The sequence below is a fragment of the Bradyrhizobium sp. WSM1743 genome (assembly GCF_000473065.1).
GTDB lineage: Bacteria > Pseudomonadota > Alphaproteobacteria > Rhizobiales > Xanthobacteraceae > Bradyrhizobium.
Genome location: NZ_AXAZ01000011.1, coordinates 166,457 through 181,462, shown reverse-complemented (window position 1 = coordinate 181,462; position 15,006 = coordinate 166,457). Strand labels below are relative to the sequence as shown.

Annotated in this window: 17 protein-coding genes; 9 read left to right on the top strand and 8 right to left on the bottom strand. The window is 64.5% G+C overall.

Annotation, left to right across the window (positions count from 1 at the left end; genetic code table 11):
* Positions 1-669: 669 nt before the first annotated feature.
* Both YU9_RS0109820 and YU9_RS0109815 read right to left on the bottom strand, forming a co-directional pair.
* Positions 670-1,512: a MoxR family ATPase gene (locus tag YU9_RS0109820; RefSeq protein WP_024339458.1), complete on the bottom strand. Its 843-nt coding sequence runs from the start codon at positions 1,510-1,512 to the stop codon at positions 670-672.
* Between the two features lie 105 nt (positions 1,513-1,617).
* Complete coding sequence (locus tag YU9_RS0109815) at positions 1,618-1,863, bottom strand: GlsB/YeaQ/YmgE family stress response membrane protein (protein ID WP_027572660.1); 246 nt, start codon at positions 1,861-1,863, stop codon at positions 1,618-1,620.
* 123 nt (positions 1,864-1,986) lie between these two features.
* On the opposite strand from YU9_RS0109815, the gene YU9_RS0109810 reads away from it, so the two are divergent.
* The 3 genes from YU9_RS0109810 (at position 1,987) to sseA (ending at position 4,832) form a co-directional block, all read left to right on the top strand.
* Positions 1,987-3,162 carry a VWA domain-containing protein gene (locus tag YU9_RS0109810; RefSeq protein ID WP_027572659.1) on the top strand — a complete coding sequence of 392 codons (1,176 nt, stop codon included), beginning with the start codon at positions 1,987-1,989 and terminating at the stop codon, positions 3,160-3,162.
* A gap of 215 nt (positions 3,163-3,377) precedes the next feature.
* Positions 3,378-3,791 carry a rhodanese-like domain-containing protein gene (locus YU9_RS0109805; protein WP_027572658.1) on the top strand — a complete coding sequence of 138 codons (414 nt, stop codon included), beginning with the start codon at positions 3,378-3,380 and terminating at the stop codon, positions 3,789-3,791.
* Between the two features lie 186 nt (positions 3,792-3,977).
* Entirely contained in the window at positions 3,978-4,832 is an 855-nt protein-coding gene (gene sseA / locus YU9_RS0109800) for a 3-mercaptopyruvate sulfurtransferase (RefSeq protein WP_027572657.1), read from the top strand.
* A 187-nt stretch (positions 4,833-5,019) separates the two neighbouring features.
* Here the strand turns inward: sseA and YU9_RS0109795 are convergent, their stop codons facing one another.
* On the bottom strand, positions 5,020-5,772 hold the full coding sequence (locus YU9_RS0109795; RefSeq protein WP_027572656.1) for a hypothetical protein: 753 nt from the start codon (positions 5,770-5,772) through the stop codon (positions 5,020-5,022).
* 367 nt (positions 5,773-6,139) lie between these two features.
* Between YU9_RS0109795 and YU9_RS0109790 the strand changes: the two genes are divergently transcribed.
* Complete coding sequence (locus tag YU9_RS0109790) at positions 6,140-7,339, top strand: L,D-transpeptidase (protein WP_036017210.1); 1,200 nt, start codon at positions 6,140-6,142, stop codon at positions 7,337-7,339.
* 56 nt (positions 7,340-7,395) lie between these two features.
* Here the strand turns inward: YU9_RS0109790 and YU9_RS0109785 are convergent, their stop codons facing one another.
* Both YU9_RS0109785 and YU9_RS0109780 read right to left on the bottom strand, forming a co-directional pair.
* Positions 7,396-8,358 carry a D-2-hydroxyacid dehydrogenase family protein gene (locus YU9_RS0109785; RefSeq protein ID WP_027572654.1) on the bottom strand — a complete coding sequence of 321 codons (963 nt, stop codon included), beginning with the start codon at positions 8,356-8,358 and terminating at the stop codon, positions 7,396-7,398.
* 130 nt (positions 8,359-8,488) lie between these two features.
* Complete coding sequence (locus tag YU9_RS0109780; protein WP_027572653.1) at positions 8,489-8,704, bottom strand: hypothetical protein; 216 nt, start codon at positions 8,702-8,704, stop codon at positions 8,489-8,491.
* A 231-nt stretch (positions 8,705-8,935) separates the two neighbouring features.
* On the opposite strand from YU9_RS0109780, the gene ettA reads away from it, so the two are divergent.
* Positions 8,936-10,585: an energy-dependent translational throttle protein EttA gene (gene ettA, locus YU9_RS0109775; RefSeq protein WP_027572652.1), complete on the top strand. Its 1,650-nt coding sequence runs from the start codon at positions 8,936-8,938 to the stop codon at positions 10,583-10,585.
* 7 nt (positions 10,586-10,592) lie between these two features.
* Positions 10,593-11,819 (top strand): lytic murein transglycosylase, encoded by a 1,227-nt coding sequence (locus tag YU9_RS0109770; protein ID WP_027572651.1) that lies wholly within the window; start codon positions 10,593-10,595, stop codon positions 11,817-11,819.
* Between the two features lie 82 nt (positions 11,820-11,901).
* On the opposite strand, the gene YU9_RS0109765 is transcribed toward YU9_RS0109770, so the two are convergent.
* Positions 11,902-12,186 carry a hypothetical protein gene (locus tag YU9_RS0109765; protein ID WP_027572650.1) on the bottom strand — a complete coding sequence of 95 codons (285 nt, stop codon included), beginning with the start codon at positions 12,184-12,186 and terminating at the stop codon, positions 11,902-11,904.
* Positions 12,187-12,398: 212 nt separating this feature from the next.
* Complete coding sequence (locus YU9_RS0109760; protein ID WP_027572649.1) at positions 12,399-12,719, bottom strand: hypothetical protein; 321 nt, start codon at positions 12,717-12,719, stop codon at positions 12,399-12,401.
* A gap of 136 nt (positions 12,720-12,855) precedes the next feature.
* On the opposite strand from YU9_RS0109760, the gene YU9_RS0109755 reads away from it, so the two are divergent.
* The 3 genes from YU9_RS0109755 to bfr all read left to right on the top strand — a co-directional run bounded on the left by YU9_RS0109755 (position 12,856) and on the right by bfr (position 14,221).
* A complete protein-coding gene (locus YU9_RS0109755) occupies positions 12,856-13,161 on the top strand; it encodes a hypothetical protein (RefSeq protein WP_371259133.1) in 306 nt (101 codons plus the stop codon).
* 166 nt (positions 13,162-13,327) lie between these two features.
* The gene (locus tag YU9_RS0109750) at positions 13,328-13,600 is read left to right on the top strand and encodes a bacterioferritin-associated ferredoxin (protein ID WP_027572647.1); all 273 of its coding nucleotides are present in this window, start codon (positions 13,328-13,330) and stop codon (positions 13,598-13,600) included.
* 132 nt (positions 13,601-13,732) lie between these two features.
* Positions 13,733-14,221, top strand: coding sequence for a bacterioferritin (gene bfr, locus YU9_RS0109745; protein WP_027572646.1), 489 nt, complete (start codon positions 13,733-13,735; stop codon positions 14,219-14,221).
* Positions 14,222-14,352: 131 nt separating this feature from the next.
* On the opposite strand, the gene YU9_RS0109740 is transcribed toward bfr, so the two are convergent.
* Entirely contained in the window at positions 14,353-14,955 is a 603-nt protein-coding gene (locus YU9_RS0109740; RefSeq protein WP_027572645.1) for an MSMEG_1061 family FMN-dependent PPOX-type flavoprotein, read from the bottom strand.
* Between the last annotated feature and the right edge of the window lie 51 nt (positions 14,956-15,006).

Below are 15,006 nucleotides of genomic sequence, written 5' to 3'. Positions count from 1 at the left end.
GCTGGCACACCTCTTGATCATCCTGCTGCTCGAGCCGCTTGCCCGCGACTTCGAGGACTCTCCCCGCTGGATGCAGGCCGCCTGACGGCACCTGGCGCTTGGCGTGTTTTGCAACAACTCGTTGCATCCTTGCTACAAGCGATCATTCCACAACCAACCATCCGTTGCTTCCGCCGCAGAAAGCGAGCGCTTGGGCGGCACCTGCGCGAGCCTCCTCGAAAACGTCCGTATCAATCGATGCTCGCGCTACCTTAACGCCTATGCGGCCTTCCCTGCGCCCTCTTTCTTCGGAAGAGGCGATGGAATGAAGCAAAGCTCGGGCGAGATGAGCCGCGAGGCTGCAAAGGCGTGTCTGCAGGTCAAAATGTGAGTCAGAGAGCGACGCCAATGCGTCTTGCTCCGTCATTGCGAGGAGCTCTTGCGACGAAGCAATCCAGGCTGCCGCCGCGGAGAGATTCTGGATTGCTTCGCTGCGCTCGCAATGACGATGTGGAAGCAGGCGCGTGCGACACTCTCACTGTCATCGCCCGGCTTGACCGGGCGATCCAGTACTCCGAGACAGGAGTGATTCAATCGAGACGCCGCGGCGTACTGGATTCCCCGCTTTCGCGGGGAATGACGGCGGTGGTTGGGGCCGCAGCGGAGCGCTCTCGCAGGCTCGCTCGCTTCCTACACTTCCCGTCGGCTCAAGAACGCCAGCCGCTCGAACAGATGCACGTCCTGCTCGTTCTTGAGCAGCGCGCCGTGCAGCGGCGGGATCAGCTTGCGCGGGTCGCGCTCGCGCAGCTGCTCGGCGCTCATGTCCTCGTTGAGCAGCAGCTTGAGCCAGTCGAGCAGCTCCGAGGTCGACGGCTTCTTCTTCAGGCCGGGCACCTCGCGGACCTCGAAGAAGATGCGCAAGGCTTCCTCGACCAGGCGCTTCTTGATGCCGGGGAAGTGGACGTCGACGATGCGGCCCATCGTGTCGGCGTCGGGGAATTTGATGTAGTGGAAGAAGCAGCGGCGCAGGAACGCGTCCGGCAGCTCCTTCTCGTTGTTGGAGGTGATCATCATGATCGGGCGCTGCTTGGCCTTGATCGTCTCGCCGGTCTCGTAGACATGGAATTCCATGCGGTCGAGCTCGAGCAGCAAATCGTTTGGGAATTCGATGTCGGCCTTGTCGATCTCGTCGATCAGCAGCACCGGGCGCTGCTCGGCCGTGAAGGCTTCCCACAGCTTGCCGCGCTTGATGTAGTTCTTGATGTCGGACACGCGGGCATCGCCGAGCTGGCTGTCGCGCAGGCGCGACACCGCATCGTATTCGTAGAGACCCTGCTGCGCCTTGGTGGTGGACTTGATGTGCCAGGTCAGAAGCGGCGCGTTCAGCGCCTTCGCCACTTCTTCCGCCAGCACCGTCTTGCCGGTGCCGGGCTCGCCCTTCACCAGGAGCGGGCGCTCCAGCACGATCGAAGCATTGACGGCGACCTTGAGGTCGTCGGTCGCAACATAGTCCTTGGTGCCGGTAAATTTCATCGCGCGTCCTTGTTGGTCGTCGGTCGGGACATTGCCGATTTCATGGCCCCCGTCACGACATGGGAACGGCCGCGCATGGCGGCCGTTCCTGGTTCGGTCAGGCTTTCAGACCCGTCTTATCAGCGAAAGGATGACCAGCACAATCACCGCGCCGATCGTGGCGTCGACGATGGCACCCAACGTGCCGGTGGCGAGCGCGATGTGCAGCTGCGGCAGCACCCAGCTTGCGACCAGCGCGCCGATGATGCCGACGACGATGTTGCCGATGAGCCCAAATCCCGCCCCGTGGACAATCTTGCCCGCGAACCAGCCGGCGATCGCGCCGATGATGAGCGCCGCGACAATTCCCATTGCAAACGTCCCCCAAACAACCCCTCGAGGCCGGCAATTCTAGAGCAAAAAGCCTGCCGGTCCAGCGTCCCGCAGCGGTCTCCGCCCCTTGACGTCAGCCACCCGACGGGCAATCTGTCACCCATGTTCCTGCAATTCTTCACCTCTCTGCGCGATGCGCAGGTCCCCGTGACGCTGCGCGAATACCTCACGCTGATGGAGGCGCTCGACGCTGACCTTGCGGACTACACGGTCGAGAATTTCTACTATCTGTCGCGCGCCTCCCTCGTGAAGGACGAGCGCAACCTCGACAAGTTCGACCGCGTCTTCGGCACCGTGTTCAAGGGGCTGGAAAGCCTGCTCGACGCCATGGAGAAGGCGGAGATCCCCGAGGAGTGGCTGAAGAAGCTCGCCGAGAAGTATCTGACGGAAGAAGAGAAGAAGCAGATCGAGGCCATGGGCTGGGACAAGCTCATGGAGACCCTGAAGAAGCGGCTCGAGGAGCAGAAGGGTCGCCATCAAGGCGGCTCGAAATGGATCGGCACCGCCGGCACCTCGCCGTTCGGCGCCTACGGCTACAATCCCGAGGGCGTCCGCATCGGCCAGGAGAAGAACCGCAACAACCGCGCCGTGAAGGTGTGGGACAAGCGCGAGTTCAAGGATTTGGACGGCAATGTCGAGCTCGGTATCCGCAACATCAAGGTGGCGTTGCGGCGCCTGCGCAAATTCGCGCGCACCGGCGCGCCGGACGAAGTCGATCTCGACACCACCATTCGCGAGACCGCCAATCACGGCTATCTCGACGTCCACATGCGCCCCGAGCGGCGCAATGCGGTGAAGCTGCTGGTGTTCTTCGACATCGGCGGCTCCATGGACGCGCATATCGAGCAGGTCGAGGAGCTGTTCTCGGCGGCCAAGAGCGAGTTCAAGCACATGGAGTATTTCTACTTCCACAACTGCCTCTATGAAGGCGTGTGGAAGCAGAACAAGCGCCGCTTCACCGACCGCACGCCAACCTGGGACGTGCTGCACAAATACCCGCACGACTACAAGGTCGTGTTCGTCGGCGACGCCTCGATGTCGCCTTACGAGATCATGGTGCCGGGCGGCTCGGTCGAGCACGTCAACGAGGAGCCCGGCTCGGTCTGGCTCGACCGCATCATCCGCACCTATCCGCATGCGGTGTGGCTGAACCCGGTGCAGCAGAAGCACTGGGACTATTCGGAATCGACCACGATCATCAAGCGCATCTTCGCGAACCGGATGTATCCCATCACGATCGAAGGGCTGGAAGCTGCGATGAAGGAATTGACGCACTGATGCACGAGTGAGCCCAGCTCTATCTGCGACGGGACTGCGCTCCCTCCCCCGCTTGCGGGGGAGGGTTGGGGAGAGGGTTCTCTCCACGAGCGACGTCCCCCGAGAGGAGAGAGCCCTCACCCGGCGCTTCGCGCCGACCTCTCCCGCAAGCGGGAGAGGTTGCTCCACCTCCGGCAGTCTGCTCGGAACGGCGACTTAACAAGAGGGAGAACCATATGCCCCAAAACATCACCCGCGGCATCAAGGCGCTGATCGACGAGGCCAATGCCGAGATCGAGACGCTCTCGGCCAAGGACGCCATCGAGATCTCCAAGAACGGCGACGTCGTCATCGTCGACATCCGCGACCCCAGAGAGATCGAGCGCGACGGCCGCATCCCCGGCGCCTTCGCCTGCACCCGCGGCATGCTGGAATTCTGGATCGATCCGCAGAGCCCCTATGCGAAGCCGATCTTCCAGGAGGACAAGAAGTTCGTCTTCCACTGCGCCGGCGGCCTGCGCTCCGCACTCGCGGCCAAGACCGCGCAGGATATGGGGCTCAAGCCCGTCGCCCACATCGCCGGCGGCTACGCCGCCTGGCGCGACGCCGGCGGGCCGACCGAGAAGTGGGAGCCGAAGAAGAAGGGCTGAGAAGTGCTGCGCTGTCTCGCCAATCTCCGCTGTCATTCCCCGCGAAAGCGGGGAATCCAGTACGCCGCAGCCTCTCGGCTCAATCATAACCGTCTCTGGAATACTGGATCGCCCGGTCAAGCCGGGCGATGACAGCGGAGATTGATGCGCATTGCTTCAACTTCGGAACGACAAGAAAGATATCGCATGACCACCACCGATCCCCTCGTCTCCACCGAATGGCTCGCCGCCCACATCAGCGACGCCAACGTCAAGATCCTCGACGCCAGCTTCAAGCTGCCGGGCGTGCTGCCGCTGCCGAAGGACGACTATCTCGCCGCGCACCTGCCGGGCGCGGTGTTCTTCGATGTCGATGCGGTGTCTGATCATTCCAACCCGCTGCCGCACATGTATCCGAGCGCCGAGCAGTTCGGCCGCGACGTCGGTGGTCTCGGCATCTCCAATGCCGACACCGTGGTGCTCTATGATGCCGGCGGCTGGGTCGCAGCGCCCCGCGCGTGGTGGATGTTCCTGGCCTTCGGCCACGGCAATGTGCGCATCCTCAATGGCGGTCTGAAGAAGTGGCGTGCCGAGGGGCGGCCGGTCGAGAGCGGCGAGGTGAAGCCGAAGCCCGCGACATTCAAGGCCAGCTATGATTCAAAACGCGTGCGCAGCATGCAGCACCTGATCGCCAACGTGGAGAGCCGAGCCGAGCAGGTGATCGACGCGCGCGCCGCCGACCGTTTCGAGGGCCGCGCGCCGGAGCCGCGTCCGGGCATCCGCTCCGGCCACATCCCCGGCGCCCGCAACGTGCCCTACAATCTGCTGTTCGATGCCGCGACCGGCGAGATGAAGCCGCTCGATGACTTGCGCGCCGCCTTCACGAATGCCGGTGTCAAGCTCGATGCACCAATCGTGACGAGCTGCGGCTCGGGCGTGTCGGCGGGCGTGCTGACGCTCGCGCTGTATCGCCTCGGCATCACCGACACCGCGCTCTATGACGGCTCGTGGTCGGAATGGGGCCAGGAAAAGGGCCCGCCGATCGCGACCGGGCCGGCGTGAGACGTTCAACTTCGCCACGCTGAAGGTTCACTCCCTCGCCCCGTTCTTACGGGGAGAGGGTTGGGGTGAGGGGCCTCTCCTCCACGCGATGAGATTATCGAGGGACCTGTACCCCCCTCACCCGGAATCCGCGCTTCGCGCGAATTCCGACCTCTCCCCGCAAGCGGGGAGAGGTGAAGAAGGCGTATCACCGCGTGCGTGCATTCGTCGTCGCGAAGGTCTGCTGACCGAACGGATCGAGCTGTTGCTGCAGCTGCTGAGGCGGCGGGCGCCGCACCACACGGTGCCGCTTCTTGGCCTTCGCCTTGGGCTTCGTCGCCTTGCTGCCAGGTTTGATGTCAGGTTTGGCTTTCGCCGGTGCATCCTTCGCCGCCGTGGTCGCGGGATCGTTCAGCGCTGCCACCTTGGCCGCGGCGGCATCGATCGCCGAGGAGGCGAGGGCAGCACTGGGGTCAGCCGGCGCCGGTTCGCTGACGGTTGCGGCAGGCTGGGCCTCTGCGATCGACGGCGTGGTGTCGGCCGGGGTGAGCGTGTCGGAGGCCGTTGGTGCAGCCTCTACGGTCGCTTCGGGCTTGGCTGGTTCGACAGCCGGGACTTCAGCCAGAGGCGCAGCGACCTGCGGCTGAACCTCCGCCTCGGCCGTCAGCGCAGCAACCTGTTCGGGCTCGCTCACCGGCAATCCAATGGTCGGCACCTGGTCACGCAGCGATGGCGTGGTCTCGGCGGGCACCTCCGGTTCGGCCCGCAACACCGCGAGCACCGGCTGGGCCGGTTCGGGGTTCTGCGCAAACACCTGCTCCTGCGGGCCGCTCCGCCAGGAGGGGTTGCTGACATATTGCTGATGGGTCGCCCGCAGCAGCGCGGCGGCCCCTAGGCCGAACACCAGGATGGAGGTTGACAGCAGGATCGCGGCAAACAGGAAGCGAAAGCCGGGAAGCATCGAACGATTGCGAATTTCCGCCCCGGCAGCGAGGTGGCCAGAGCCCAAGAGCCATCTGAACGCGGTGACGGTACTGCTTGCCGCGTTCGCCACGCGGGACCGGAGCTCAAAAAAGTGGCGAATCAGGCTGATTCGACCATACCGCAACGCTCACGCATCGTTCCGCTAAAATCGCGGCCGAACATCGCGGCAATTGATGGCGCGATACGATTTCAGCCCCGTGATGCAACGGGGCAACGGTAGTCTTGCGGATCACAAATCGGCAAGTCCGGCGCAAATAAGCCTGATATGTCTTGAATGTGCCGCTATCTTCCGTCATCTGGCCGTTAACGGTCCGATCGGGCTTGGGGACTATACAAGAGCGATGATGATCAAACACTTTCTGACGATATGCGCTGCCGCAACAGTCGCTGCGGCGGGAACCTCGCTCGCTCAGGCTCAGAGCTATCCGGTCCAGCAGGCGCCGAGCTATGGCGCCCCGGCCGAATATCGGCCCGGTGACCGCACACCGAATTTTGACGCGCTCGACGAAGACGACGACGCGATGCCGCAGGCTTCGCTGCCGCCGCCCGGTCCAGCTGACGATCCCCGCTACGGCCGCCCGGCCGGCGCGCCTCCGGTCTATTCGGCCGCCCCGCCGCAGGGTCCGGTGATGTCGCCGGATGACCCGCGCTATGGCCGTCCGGCTGGCGCTCCGCCGGTCTATTCGGCGGCGCCGCCCCAGGGCCCCGTGATGTCGCCCGATGATCCCCGCTACGGCCGGCCCGCCGGTCCGCCGCCGGTGATCTACGCCAATCGTCCGGGCCAGCAGGCGCCTGCCAATGACGGCCTGCGTCCGCCGGAGGCTGTCGGTGGTCCCGCCGCGACCGGAGCGGTCGAGGCGGCCCAGCCGCCCGTCGGCGCCGACGGCCGGCCGATCACGTTGGCCGCGCTGCCGCCCGAGGAGCAGCCCGATGCCGCGCCGGTGCAGCTGCCGCCGAATCTGCGCCGCCAGGAGGTCGCGTTCCAGACCAAGGAGCCGGCCGGCACGCTCGTGGTCGATACTCCCAACACCTACCTCTATTACGTGCTCGGAGGCGGCCGTGCGATCCGCTACGGCGTCCGCGTCGGCCGCGACGGCTTCACCTGGACCGGCGTGCAGAAGATCACCCGCAAGGCCGAGTGGCCGGATTGGCATCCGCCGACCGAGATGATCGAGCGTCAGCCCTATCTGCCGCGCTTCATGGCCGGCGGCCCGGGTAATCCGCTTGGCGCCCGCGCCATGTATCTCGGCTCGACCGTCTACCGCATTCACGGCACCAATCAGCCTTCGACGATCGGCAAGTTCGTCTCCTCCGGCTGCATCGGCATGCTGAACGAGGACGTCTCGGACCTGTTCGATCGCGTCAAGGTCGGCACCCGCGTGGTGGTGATGCCGGGCGGCCCGCCGCCGGGAACGGCGACTGCCTCGGCCGCGCCGACCCAGAGCGCTGCCGGGCCGGCTCCGATGTCCGCCCAGGCTGGACCCGTTCCGGGTACGCAGCCGACCGTGGTGCCGCCGCTGCCTGCGCCGGTCACCGTCCGCTAGGCGCGGCGAGAGACTCGAATTGCAAAGGGCGTGCCGTCGGCACGCCCTTCGTCGTTTCAGGCCAGCTTCCGCGGCAGCTCGCCGCCACGCGTCCAGGCGTCGATCGCCTCGACCATCTGGCCGTAATGAATGCGCAACCCGTCCGCGGTCGCGTAGCCGAGATGCGGCGTCAGCACGAGATTGTCGAGCGTGCGGAAGGGATGGTCGACCGGCAGCGGTTCGACCGAGAATACGTCCAAGCCGGCGCCCGCGATCTTCCGCTGCTGCAACGTCTCCAGCAGCGCCTGCTCGTCCACGATCGGCCCGCGCGCGGTGTTGACGAGAAAGGCGGTCGGCTTCATCCGCGCAAGGTCGGCAGCTCCGACCAGTCCGCGCGAGCGCTCGCTCAGCACCACATGGATGGTGATGATGTCGGCGCTGGCGAACAGCTCTTCCTTACTCGCGTAGCCGACGCCTGCCTCCTTGCACCTCTCAGGCGTGAGGTTCGGACTCCAGGCAATCACGTTCATGCCGAACGCCTTGGCGAGCCCGGCCATCTTGCTGCCGAGCTTGCCGAGCCCGACGATGCCGAGCGTCATCCCCTCGATCTCGACGCCGGCAAAGCTCTGCCAGGGCTCGCCCGCATGCATGCGCGCATTCTCGCGGCCGATGCCGCGGGTCAGCTCCAGGATCAGGCCCATGGTGAGTGCTGCCGTCGGGTCGCGCGAATATTGGGTGCCGCCCACGGCCACATTGCGCGCCTTCGCAGCCTCCATATCGATCGAAGCGTTGCGCATGCCTGAGGTCAGCAGCAGCTTCAGCTTGGGCAGCTTATCGAACAGGCTCTTGGGGAAGGCCGTGCGCTCGCGCATCGCGCAGATGACGTCGAAATCCGCCAGTGCGCTCACCGCGGCCTGCTCGGAGGCGAAGGGATGGCTGAACACGGTGACGTCAACACGGTCCGACAGCTTCGGCCAGTCCGCGACGTCGAGGGCGAGGTTGAAATAGTCGTCGAGAATTGCACAGCGCAGCCGCGTCATCAGCGTTCATCCATGTCGAGAGTTGACGGCGCGAGCGGGGCGCCCTCGTCGGAACCGGGCCATGGTTGCGCGCAATCAGGACGGCGCGCAAGCCGCCGAGGTCTTCAAAAGTCCGATAGGAAAGAGGGGATCAGCGGTCGCGGGGCTTAAGGCGGAACGGCGCATCCATGCCGTGCTTGGCGCGCCAGGCCGGACCGGGTCCACGCATGTAGTACAGCTCGGGCCGGTAGGGATTGAAGGCGGTGGCGAAGAAGCGCTTCCAGAAACCCTTGATCTCCGAGACGAACCCGGAGACGTGGCCGGCTGCTGCCGGAACAGGAAGAGTGTTGGTCTCAATCAGAGCCATGGCCGGCCTCGCTGTGCTCCCGTTCATTCTGAGCGGTGGCGCTGTTTCCGCGCGAAACCGAGCTTTGGCCTGCTTTATTAAAAAATGGTTTCAATTGTCCGGATCACGGCGAGATGGTGTCCGGACCGTAATCATCCGTGGTGAACGGACGGAAAACGTTGCCCTTTGGGGGCGGGATCGTTACATCGGCGGCAAGCAAAATTCCCTCAAATCGAAGGTTTCACGGGACCGATGGCGCGCCAGTTCATCTATTTCATGCAGGGCCTGACCAAGAGCTACCCGACCCGGAAGGTGCTCGATAACATCCATTTGAGCTTCTACCCGGACGCCAAGATCGGCGTGCTCGGCGTCAACGGCTCGGGTAAGTCGACGCTGCTCAAGATCATGGCCGGGCTCGACAAGGAATATACCGGCGAGGCCTGGGTCGCCGAGGGCGCCCGCGTCGGCTATCTCGAGCAGGAGCCGCAGCTCGATCCCAAGCTGACCGTGCGCGAGAACGTCATGCAGGGCGTCGCCAAGCAGAAGGCGATCCTCGACCGCTACAACGAGCTCGCAGTCAACTATTCGGACGAGACCGCCGACGAGATGACCAAGCTGCAGGACGAGATCGAAGCCCAGGGCCTCTGGGATCTCGACAGCAAGGTCGACCAGGCCATGGACGCGCTGCGCTGCCCGCCCGACGATGCCGACGTGACCAAACTCTCCGGCGGTGAACGCCGCCGCGTCGCGCTGTGCCGCCTGCTGCTCGATCAGCCCGAGCTGCTGCTGCTGGACGAGCCGACCAACCATCTCGACGCCGAATCCGTGTCGTGGCTGGAAGGCCACCTGCGCAACTATCCCGGCGCGATCCTGATCGTGACCCACGATCGCTACTTCCTCGACAACGTCACGGGGTGGATCCTCGAGCTCGATCGCGGCCGCGGCATTCCGTACGAAGGCAATTACTCGTCCTGGCTGGTGCAGAAGCAGAAGCGCCTCGAGCAGGAAGGCCGCGAGGACGCCGCGCACCAGAAGACGCTCGCCCGCGAGCAGGAGTGGGTCGCGTCCTCGCCGAAGGCGCGTCAGGCCAAGTCGAAAGCGCGCTACCAGCGCTATGAAGAGCTGCTCAAGCAGGCCAGCGAGAAGCAGACCCAGACCGCGCAAATCATCATCCCCGTGGCCGAGCGGCTCGGCGCCAATGTGGTCGACTTCGAAGGTCTCAGCAAAGGCTATGGCGATCGCCTCCTGATCGACGATCTCACCTTCAAGCTGCCGCCCGGCGGCATCGTCGGCGTGATCGGTGCCAACGGCGCCGGCAAGACCACGCTGTTCAAGATGATCAACAAGCAGGAAACTCCGGACAAGGGCACGATCACGATCGGCGAGACCGTGCATCTCGGCTATGTCGACCAGTCGCGCGATGCGCTCGACGGCAAGAAGACCGTCTGGGAAGAGGTCTCCGGCGGCAACGAGCTGATCCTGCTCGGCAAGAAGGAAGTGAACTCGCGCGGCTATTGCTCGGCGTTCAACTTCAAGGGCGCGGACCAGCAGAAGAAGGTCGGCGCGCTCTCCGGCGGTGAACGCAACCGCGTGCATCTCGCCAAGATGCTGAAGTCCGGCGCCAACGTGCTGCTGCTCGACGAGCCGACCAACGACCTCGACGTCGACACGCTTCGCGCACTCGAAGAGGCGCTGGAGGATTTTGCCGGCTGCGCCGTCATCATCAGCCACGATCGCTGGTTCCTCGACCGCATCGCGACCCATATCCTGGCCTTCGAAGGCGACAGCCATGTCGAATGGTTCGAGGGCAACTTCCAGGACTACGAGAAGGACAAGATGCGCCGCCTCGGCCAGGACAGCATCATTCCGCATCGCGTGAAGTACAAGAAGCTGACGCGGTGATGGCGGCATGATGCGGCGGGCGCTCATCGCTGCGGTGATCGTGGTCACCTGCGGCTGGTCGTCCGCCCGCGCCGCCGATGCCGCCTTCACGGAATTCATCGCCTCGCTCTGGCCGGAAGCGCAGGCGGCGGGGGTGTCACGCGCGACGTTCGAGCGCGAGACGCGCGGGCTCGAGCCGGATTACAAGCTGCCGGACTTGATCCTGCCCGGGCGGCCGGCGACCGGTGCGCCGTCGCAGGCCGAGTTCGTGCAGGTGCCGGCGGACTACGTCAAGGAAGCCTCGATCGCGCGGCTGGCGGGCGAGGGGCAACGGCTGCTGCAGAAATATCGTCCGGCTCTTAGCTCAATCGAGAAAAGCTCCGGCGTGCCTGCCGCCGTCATGCTCGCGATCTGGGGCCGTGAGACCGATTATGGCCGCTACACGCTGCCCTACGATCTCGTCCGCGTGCTGGTGACGCAGGCCTATGTCGGCCGCCGCAAGGACCAGTATCGCAACGAGTTCATCCTCGCACTGAAGATCCTCGGTGAGGGCGTTGTGACGCGCAAGGACATGCGCTCGTCCTGGGCGGGAGCCACCGGGCTGACGCAGTTCCTGCCCTCGGAATACTACAAGCATGGCGTCGATTTCGACGGCGATGGCCGCATCGACATCTGGCACTCGGTGCCGGATGCGCTCGCCTCCGCCGCACAGCAACTCGTCAACAAGGGATGGCGCAGCGGTGTGCGCTGGGCCTACGAGGTGCAGGCGCCGGCGAAGGTCGATTGCACCGCCGGCGTGCCGGAGGTGACGAAGCCGATCGGCCAGTGGCTGCGCGAAGGCTTTGTGCCGGTGCGTGGCGCGAGGCTCAGCGCCGCCGAGCAGGCGCAGCCGGCCTCGCTGCTGCAGCCGGAGGGAACTTACGGCCCGTCGTTCCTGACCACGAAGAACTACTTCGTCATCAAGGAATACAATTTCTCCGATCTCTACGTGCTGTTCGTCGGCCATCTCAGCGACCGCATGATGAGCCCGCTGCCGTTCGCAACGCCCTGGTCGGCCTCCAAGCAGTTGCGCACCAAGGATGTTGAGGCCATGCAGCGCGGGCTGACGCGTATCGGGCTCTACAAGGACAAGATCGACGGCAAGGCCGGCATGCAGACACGCGCCGCGCTCGGCGCCTACCAGAAGTCGGCAGGGCTCAAGGTCGATTGCTGGCCGAGCGAAGATCTGCTGCGCTCGATCCAGGCGGGGCGATAAGCACGGGGTTCTCATGAAAAAGCCCGGCCGAGGTGCTCGGCCGGGCTTCGATCACGGCGCGGATGCGCGCGTAGCGATCAGATCAATAGCAAACGCGAACCGGGCGGACGACCCAGCCGTAACCGTCCCAATACCGCTCACGACGCCAGTAGCAGGGCGGGGGCGGCGGGCCAGGCTCGGCGACATAGACGGGGCCGCCATAGGCGGGACGGCTCGACGCAATGGCGCCGCCGACGATCGCGCCGCCGATCAGGCCGGCCGCAATGCCGGCGCCGACGCCGTCGCCGGCTTTGGCGGACGGGGTGGCGGTCACCAGCGAACCGGCAACCGTTGCAACCGTAAGGGCAGCAACTAAAGTCTTCTTCATGCTCTTGGCTCTCCTGGGAGATGGACTCCCCTTGCGAGGGGTGGCCCGGGTTTCAAAGGTTCACGCACACTCTGATGGAATTGGCCGTTGGGCTAGCAAGCGCGCAAATGGTCAATCCACGGTAAACGCACACGGAGCTGTGACGAGAAAAAGCGGTCTTTTTCAGGCTCCGAGATGAACGGCCCAATCCGTAGTGAACCGGTCCTGGCGACTTAGCCACAGACTCTGACGCGTCGGACGCGCCAGGCATAGCCGTCCCAGAAGCGTTGCTTCTGCCACACGCAGCCGCCGTAATAGTCGTCGGCAACATAGCCCGGACCCGGTGCGTAGTAGCGCGGCGGGTAGTAGCCGGGCTCATAGTAGCCATAGCCGGGTCCGTAATAATACGGAGAAGCAAGCGCGCCACCGACAATCGCGCCGCCGATGATCCCGGCGGCCACGCCCGCGGCGACGCCGCGCTGGGCTTGGGCGGGTGTTCCGGCCGTCAGCGCCAGGGTGGCGACGGCAGCAACTGCCAGGAGTGACTTCTTCATCGGCTTGACCTTTCGCACAATCACGCGGGAACTCTTTGCGGACAGAGTTCCATACTTCGCTTGAATGATCAATGAACGGCACCTTCGCCGGGGACGACCAATTGATATGGACCGCAGCTCCGCCAGGGAGAGGATGATGGGCAACGCGATGGTCAATGCATTGATTGCTGCCGGGATCGCGTTCGCGATCGGCTATGGCTGGATCACACACCTCCAGAATCGCGGACGGCGCTCCCGCGCGGCGGCCGGCAGCGGCGGAGGCAGCAGCGGCGGCGACAGCTATTCCGGGACGAGCGACGGCTTCTCGCTGGGAAGCTGGTTTTCCAGTGACGGCTCGGGGAGCTCGACCGACGGCGGCAGCTGTTCCAGCAGCGATGGCGGAAGCAGTGGTGGGGATTGCGGAGGTGGCGGCGATGGTGGTGGAGGCGGTGGTGGCGACTAGACTAGAGCCCCGCAATCTTGATCCAGCGCAACGCCTTGTTTTAGAGCCGTTCTAGGCTGCCTGACGGGCCAGTTTGGAATAGCTTCAAATACCGGTTTTTCCTTTTGCATCCGGCCGGTCTGTTAAATATCGATGATGGCGCATCACCGAAGGGCCTGCCGCTTCCATGATCGTTTGTTCCTGTAACGTGCTGAGCGATGACGACATCCGCGCCGCCGTCGCCGAGTCCGACGACGCCGTGCGCCATGCCAAGCAGGTCTACGGATGCCTCGGCTGTAGCGCCGAATGCGGTCGCTGTGCCCGGACCATCAAGACCATCATCGACGAAGCCCTCGGCCCTTGCGCCCAGTCCTGCTGCGCCGGCTGCCCGCACAGCCACACCGTGGCCGCCAACGACGAGGCCACCGAACCCGTCCAGTTCGCCCTCGCGGCCTGCTGAAATCTTCCGCATCATAGGCTGAGCTTTTCCCCGGCTGCGTCCGCGCAGCTGGTTGCCCTTGTCCGCAAACTCATTTAGAAGCATTCTAAATTCGGTTAGGGCCGATTTGGACTGCAAAAGCTGGAGTGAACCATGCAGGGCGACCCAAAGGTCATCGACTATCTCAACAAGGCGCTGCGTCACGAGCTGACTGCGATCAATCAGTACTGGCTGCACTACCGCTTCCTCGACAATTGGGGCCTGCTGGACATGGCCAAGGTCTGGCGCAAGGAGTCCATCGAGGAGATGGAGCATGCCGACAAGCTCACCGCGCGCATCCTGTTCCTCGACGGCTTCCCGAACATGCAGGTGCTCGATCCCCTGCGCATCGGCCAGAACGTCAAGGAGATCATCGAATGCGACCTCGCCGCCGAGATGAGCGCGCGGGCGCTCTATCAGGAAGCGGCGACCTTCTGCCACGGCGCCAAGGACTACGTTACGCGTGACCTGTTCGAGAAGCTGATGAGCGACGAGGAGCATCACATCGACTTCCTCGAAACCCAGCTCGATTTGATCGGCCGCATCGGCCTCGAGCTCTACACCCAGAAGCATGTCGGCGGGCTCGAGGGCGACGGGCACTGAGCTCCGCCCGCCTCTTTCCATTCGTCATGGCCGGGCTTGACCCGGCCATCCACGTGTTGCTGCCACGACGAAGACGTGGATGCCCGGGACAAGCCCGGGCATGACGGCGTGCCTAAGCGCGAACGCATCACCTACAATTGCGTCTTATAGCGCTCTTCCCCGATTTGCTGGCTCTCCGCTTCGCCCAAGCCTGTCTGCTCGTGAATGACCTCGCCGATGCTCGGCATCACCGAGCGCTGCACCTTCTCCGACGTCCACAGCTTCGAGCGCATCAGCGCCTTGCCGCAATGGAAATAGACTTCGCTGACCGCGACGTTCAGCACCGCGCGCGGCGGCTTGCCGAATTCGACCATCGAGGCGAGCAGATCCGGATCGGCCGACAGCGTGCCGCGTCCGCCGACGCGGAGCGTCTCGTCGATCCCCGGCACGAAGAACAGCAGATGCACGAAGCCCGAGCCTTCGACGACGTTCCGAAAACTGTCGATTCGGTTGTTGCCGGAGCGGTCCGGCATCAGCAACTGGTTGGGACCGGCGACGCGGACGAAGCCGATGCCACCACCGCGCGGCGAGGCGTCGACGCTCCCGTCGATGCCCGACGTTGCGAGCACGCAGAACGGCGACATCTCGATGAACTTCTTCGCGTGCGCATCGATCGTGGGTCGTGCCTTCGCGATCACGCGCGGGCTCGGCTTGGCATAGATGGTCGCGAGGTCTTCGGCGCTAAGATCGGTCAACGGCATGCCTCCGCTTCAGTTTAGGCCAAAGCTATCCGATCAGGCGTGTCC

Bases quoted from the DNA above. Each gene is read 5' to 3' on its own strand.
- YU9_RS0109755 (WP_371259133.1), top strand. From the start codon at position 12,856: ATGGGCAACGCGATGGTCAATGCATTGATTGCTGCCGGGATCGCGTTC.
- YU9_RS0109760 (WP_027572649.1), bottom strand. From the start codon at position 12,719: ATGAAGAAGTCACTCCTGGCAGTTGCTGCCGTCGCCACCCTGGCGCTG.
- YU9_RS0109765 (WP_027572650.1), bottom strand. From the start codon at position 12,186: ATGAAGAAGACTTTAGTTGCTGCCCTTACGGTTGCAACGGTTGCCGGT.
- bfr (WP_027572646.1), top strand. From the start codon at position 13,733: ATGCAGGGCGACCCAAAGGTCATCGACTATCTCAACAAGGCGCTGCGT.
- YU9_RS0109750 (WP_027572647.1), top strand. From the start codon at position 13,328: ATGATCGTTTGTTCCTGTAACGTGCTGAGCGATGACGACATCCGCGCC.
- YU9_RS0109810 (WP_027572659.1), top strand. From the start codon at position 1,987: ATGTTCCTGCAATTCTTCACCTCTCTGCGCGATGCGCAGGTCCCCGTG.
- YU9_RS0109820 (WP_024339458.1), bottom strand. From the start codon at position 1,512: ATGAAATTTACCGGCACCAAGGACTATGTTGCGACCGACGACCTCAAG.
- YU9_RS0109815 (WP_027572660.1), bottom strand. From the start codon at position 1,863: ATGGGAATTGTCGCGGCGCTCATCATCGGCGCGATCGCCGGCTGGTTC.
- ettA (WP_027572652.1), top strand. From the start codon at position 8,936: ATGGCGCGCCAGTTCATCTATTTCATGCAGGGCCTGACCAAGAGCTAC.
- YU9_RS0109770 (WP_027572651.1), top strand. From the start codon at position 10,593: ATGATGCGGCGGGCGCTCATCGCTGCGGTGATCGTGGTCACCTGCGGC.
- sseA (WP_027572657.1), top strand. From the start codon at position 3,978: ATGACCACCACCGATCCCCTCGTCTCCACCGAATGGCTCGCCGCCCAC.
- YU9_RS0109805 (WP_027572658.1), top strand. From the start codon at position 3,378: ATGCCCCAAAACATCACCCGCGGCATCAAGGCGCTGATCGACGAGGCC.
- YU9_RS0109785 (WP_027572654.1), bottom strand. From the start codon at position 8,358: ATGACGCGGCTGCGCTGTGCAATTCTCGACGACTATTTCAACCTCGCC.
- YU9_RS0109780 (WP_027572653.1), bottom strand. From the start codon at position 8,704: ATGGCTCTGATTGAGACCAACACTCTTCCTGTTCCGGCAGCAGCCGGC.
- YU9_RS0109795 (WP_027572656.1), bottom strand. From the start codon at position 5,772: ATGCTTCCCGGCTTTCGCTTCCTGTTTGCCGCGATCCTGCTGTCAACC.
- YU9_RS0109790 (WP_036017210.1), top strand. From the start codon at position 6,140: ATGATCAAACACTTTCTGACGATATGCGCTGCCGCAACAGTCGCTGCG.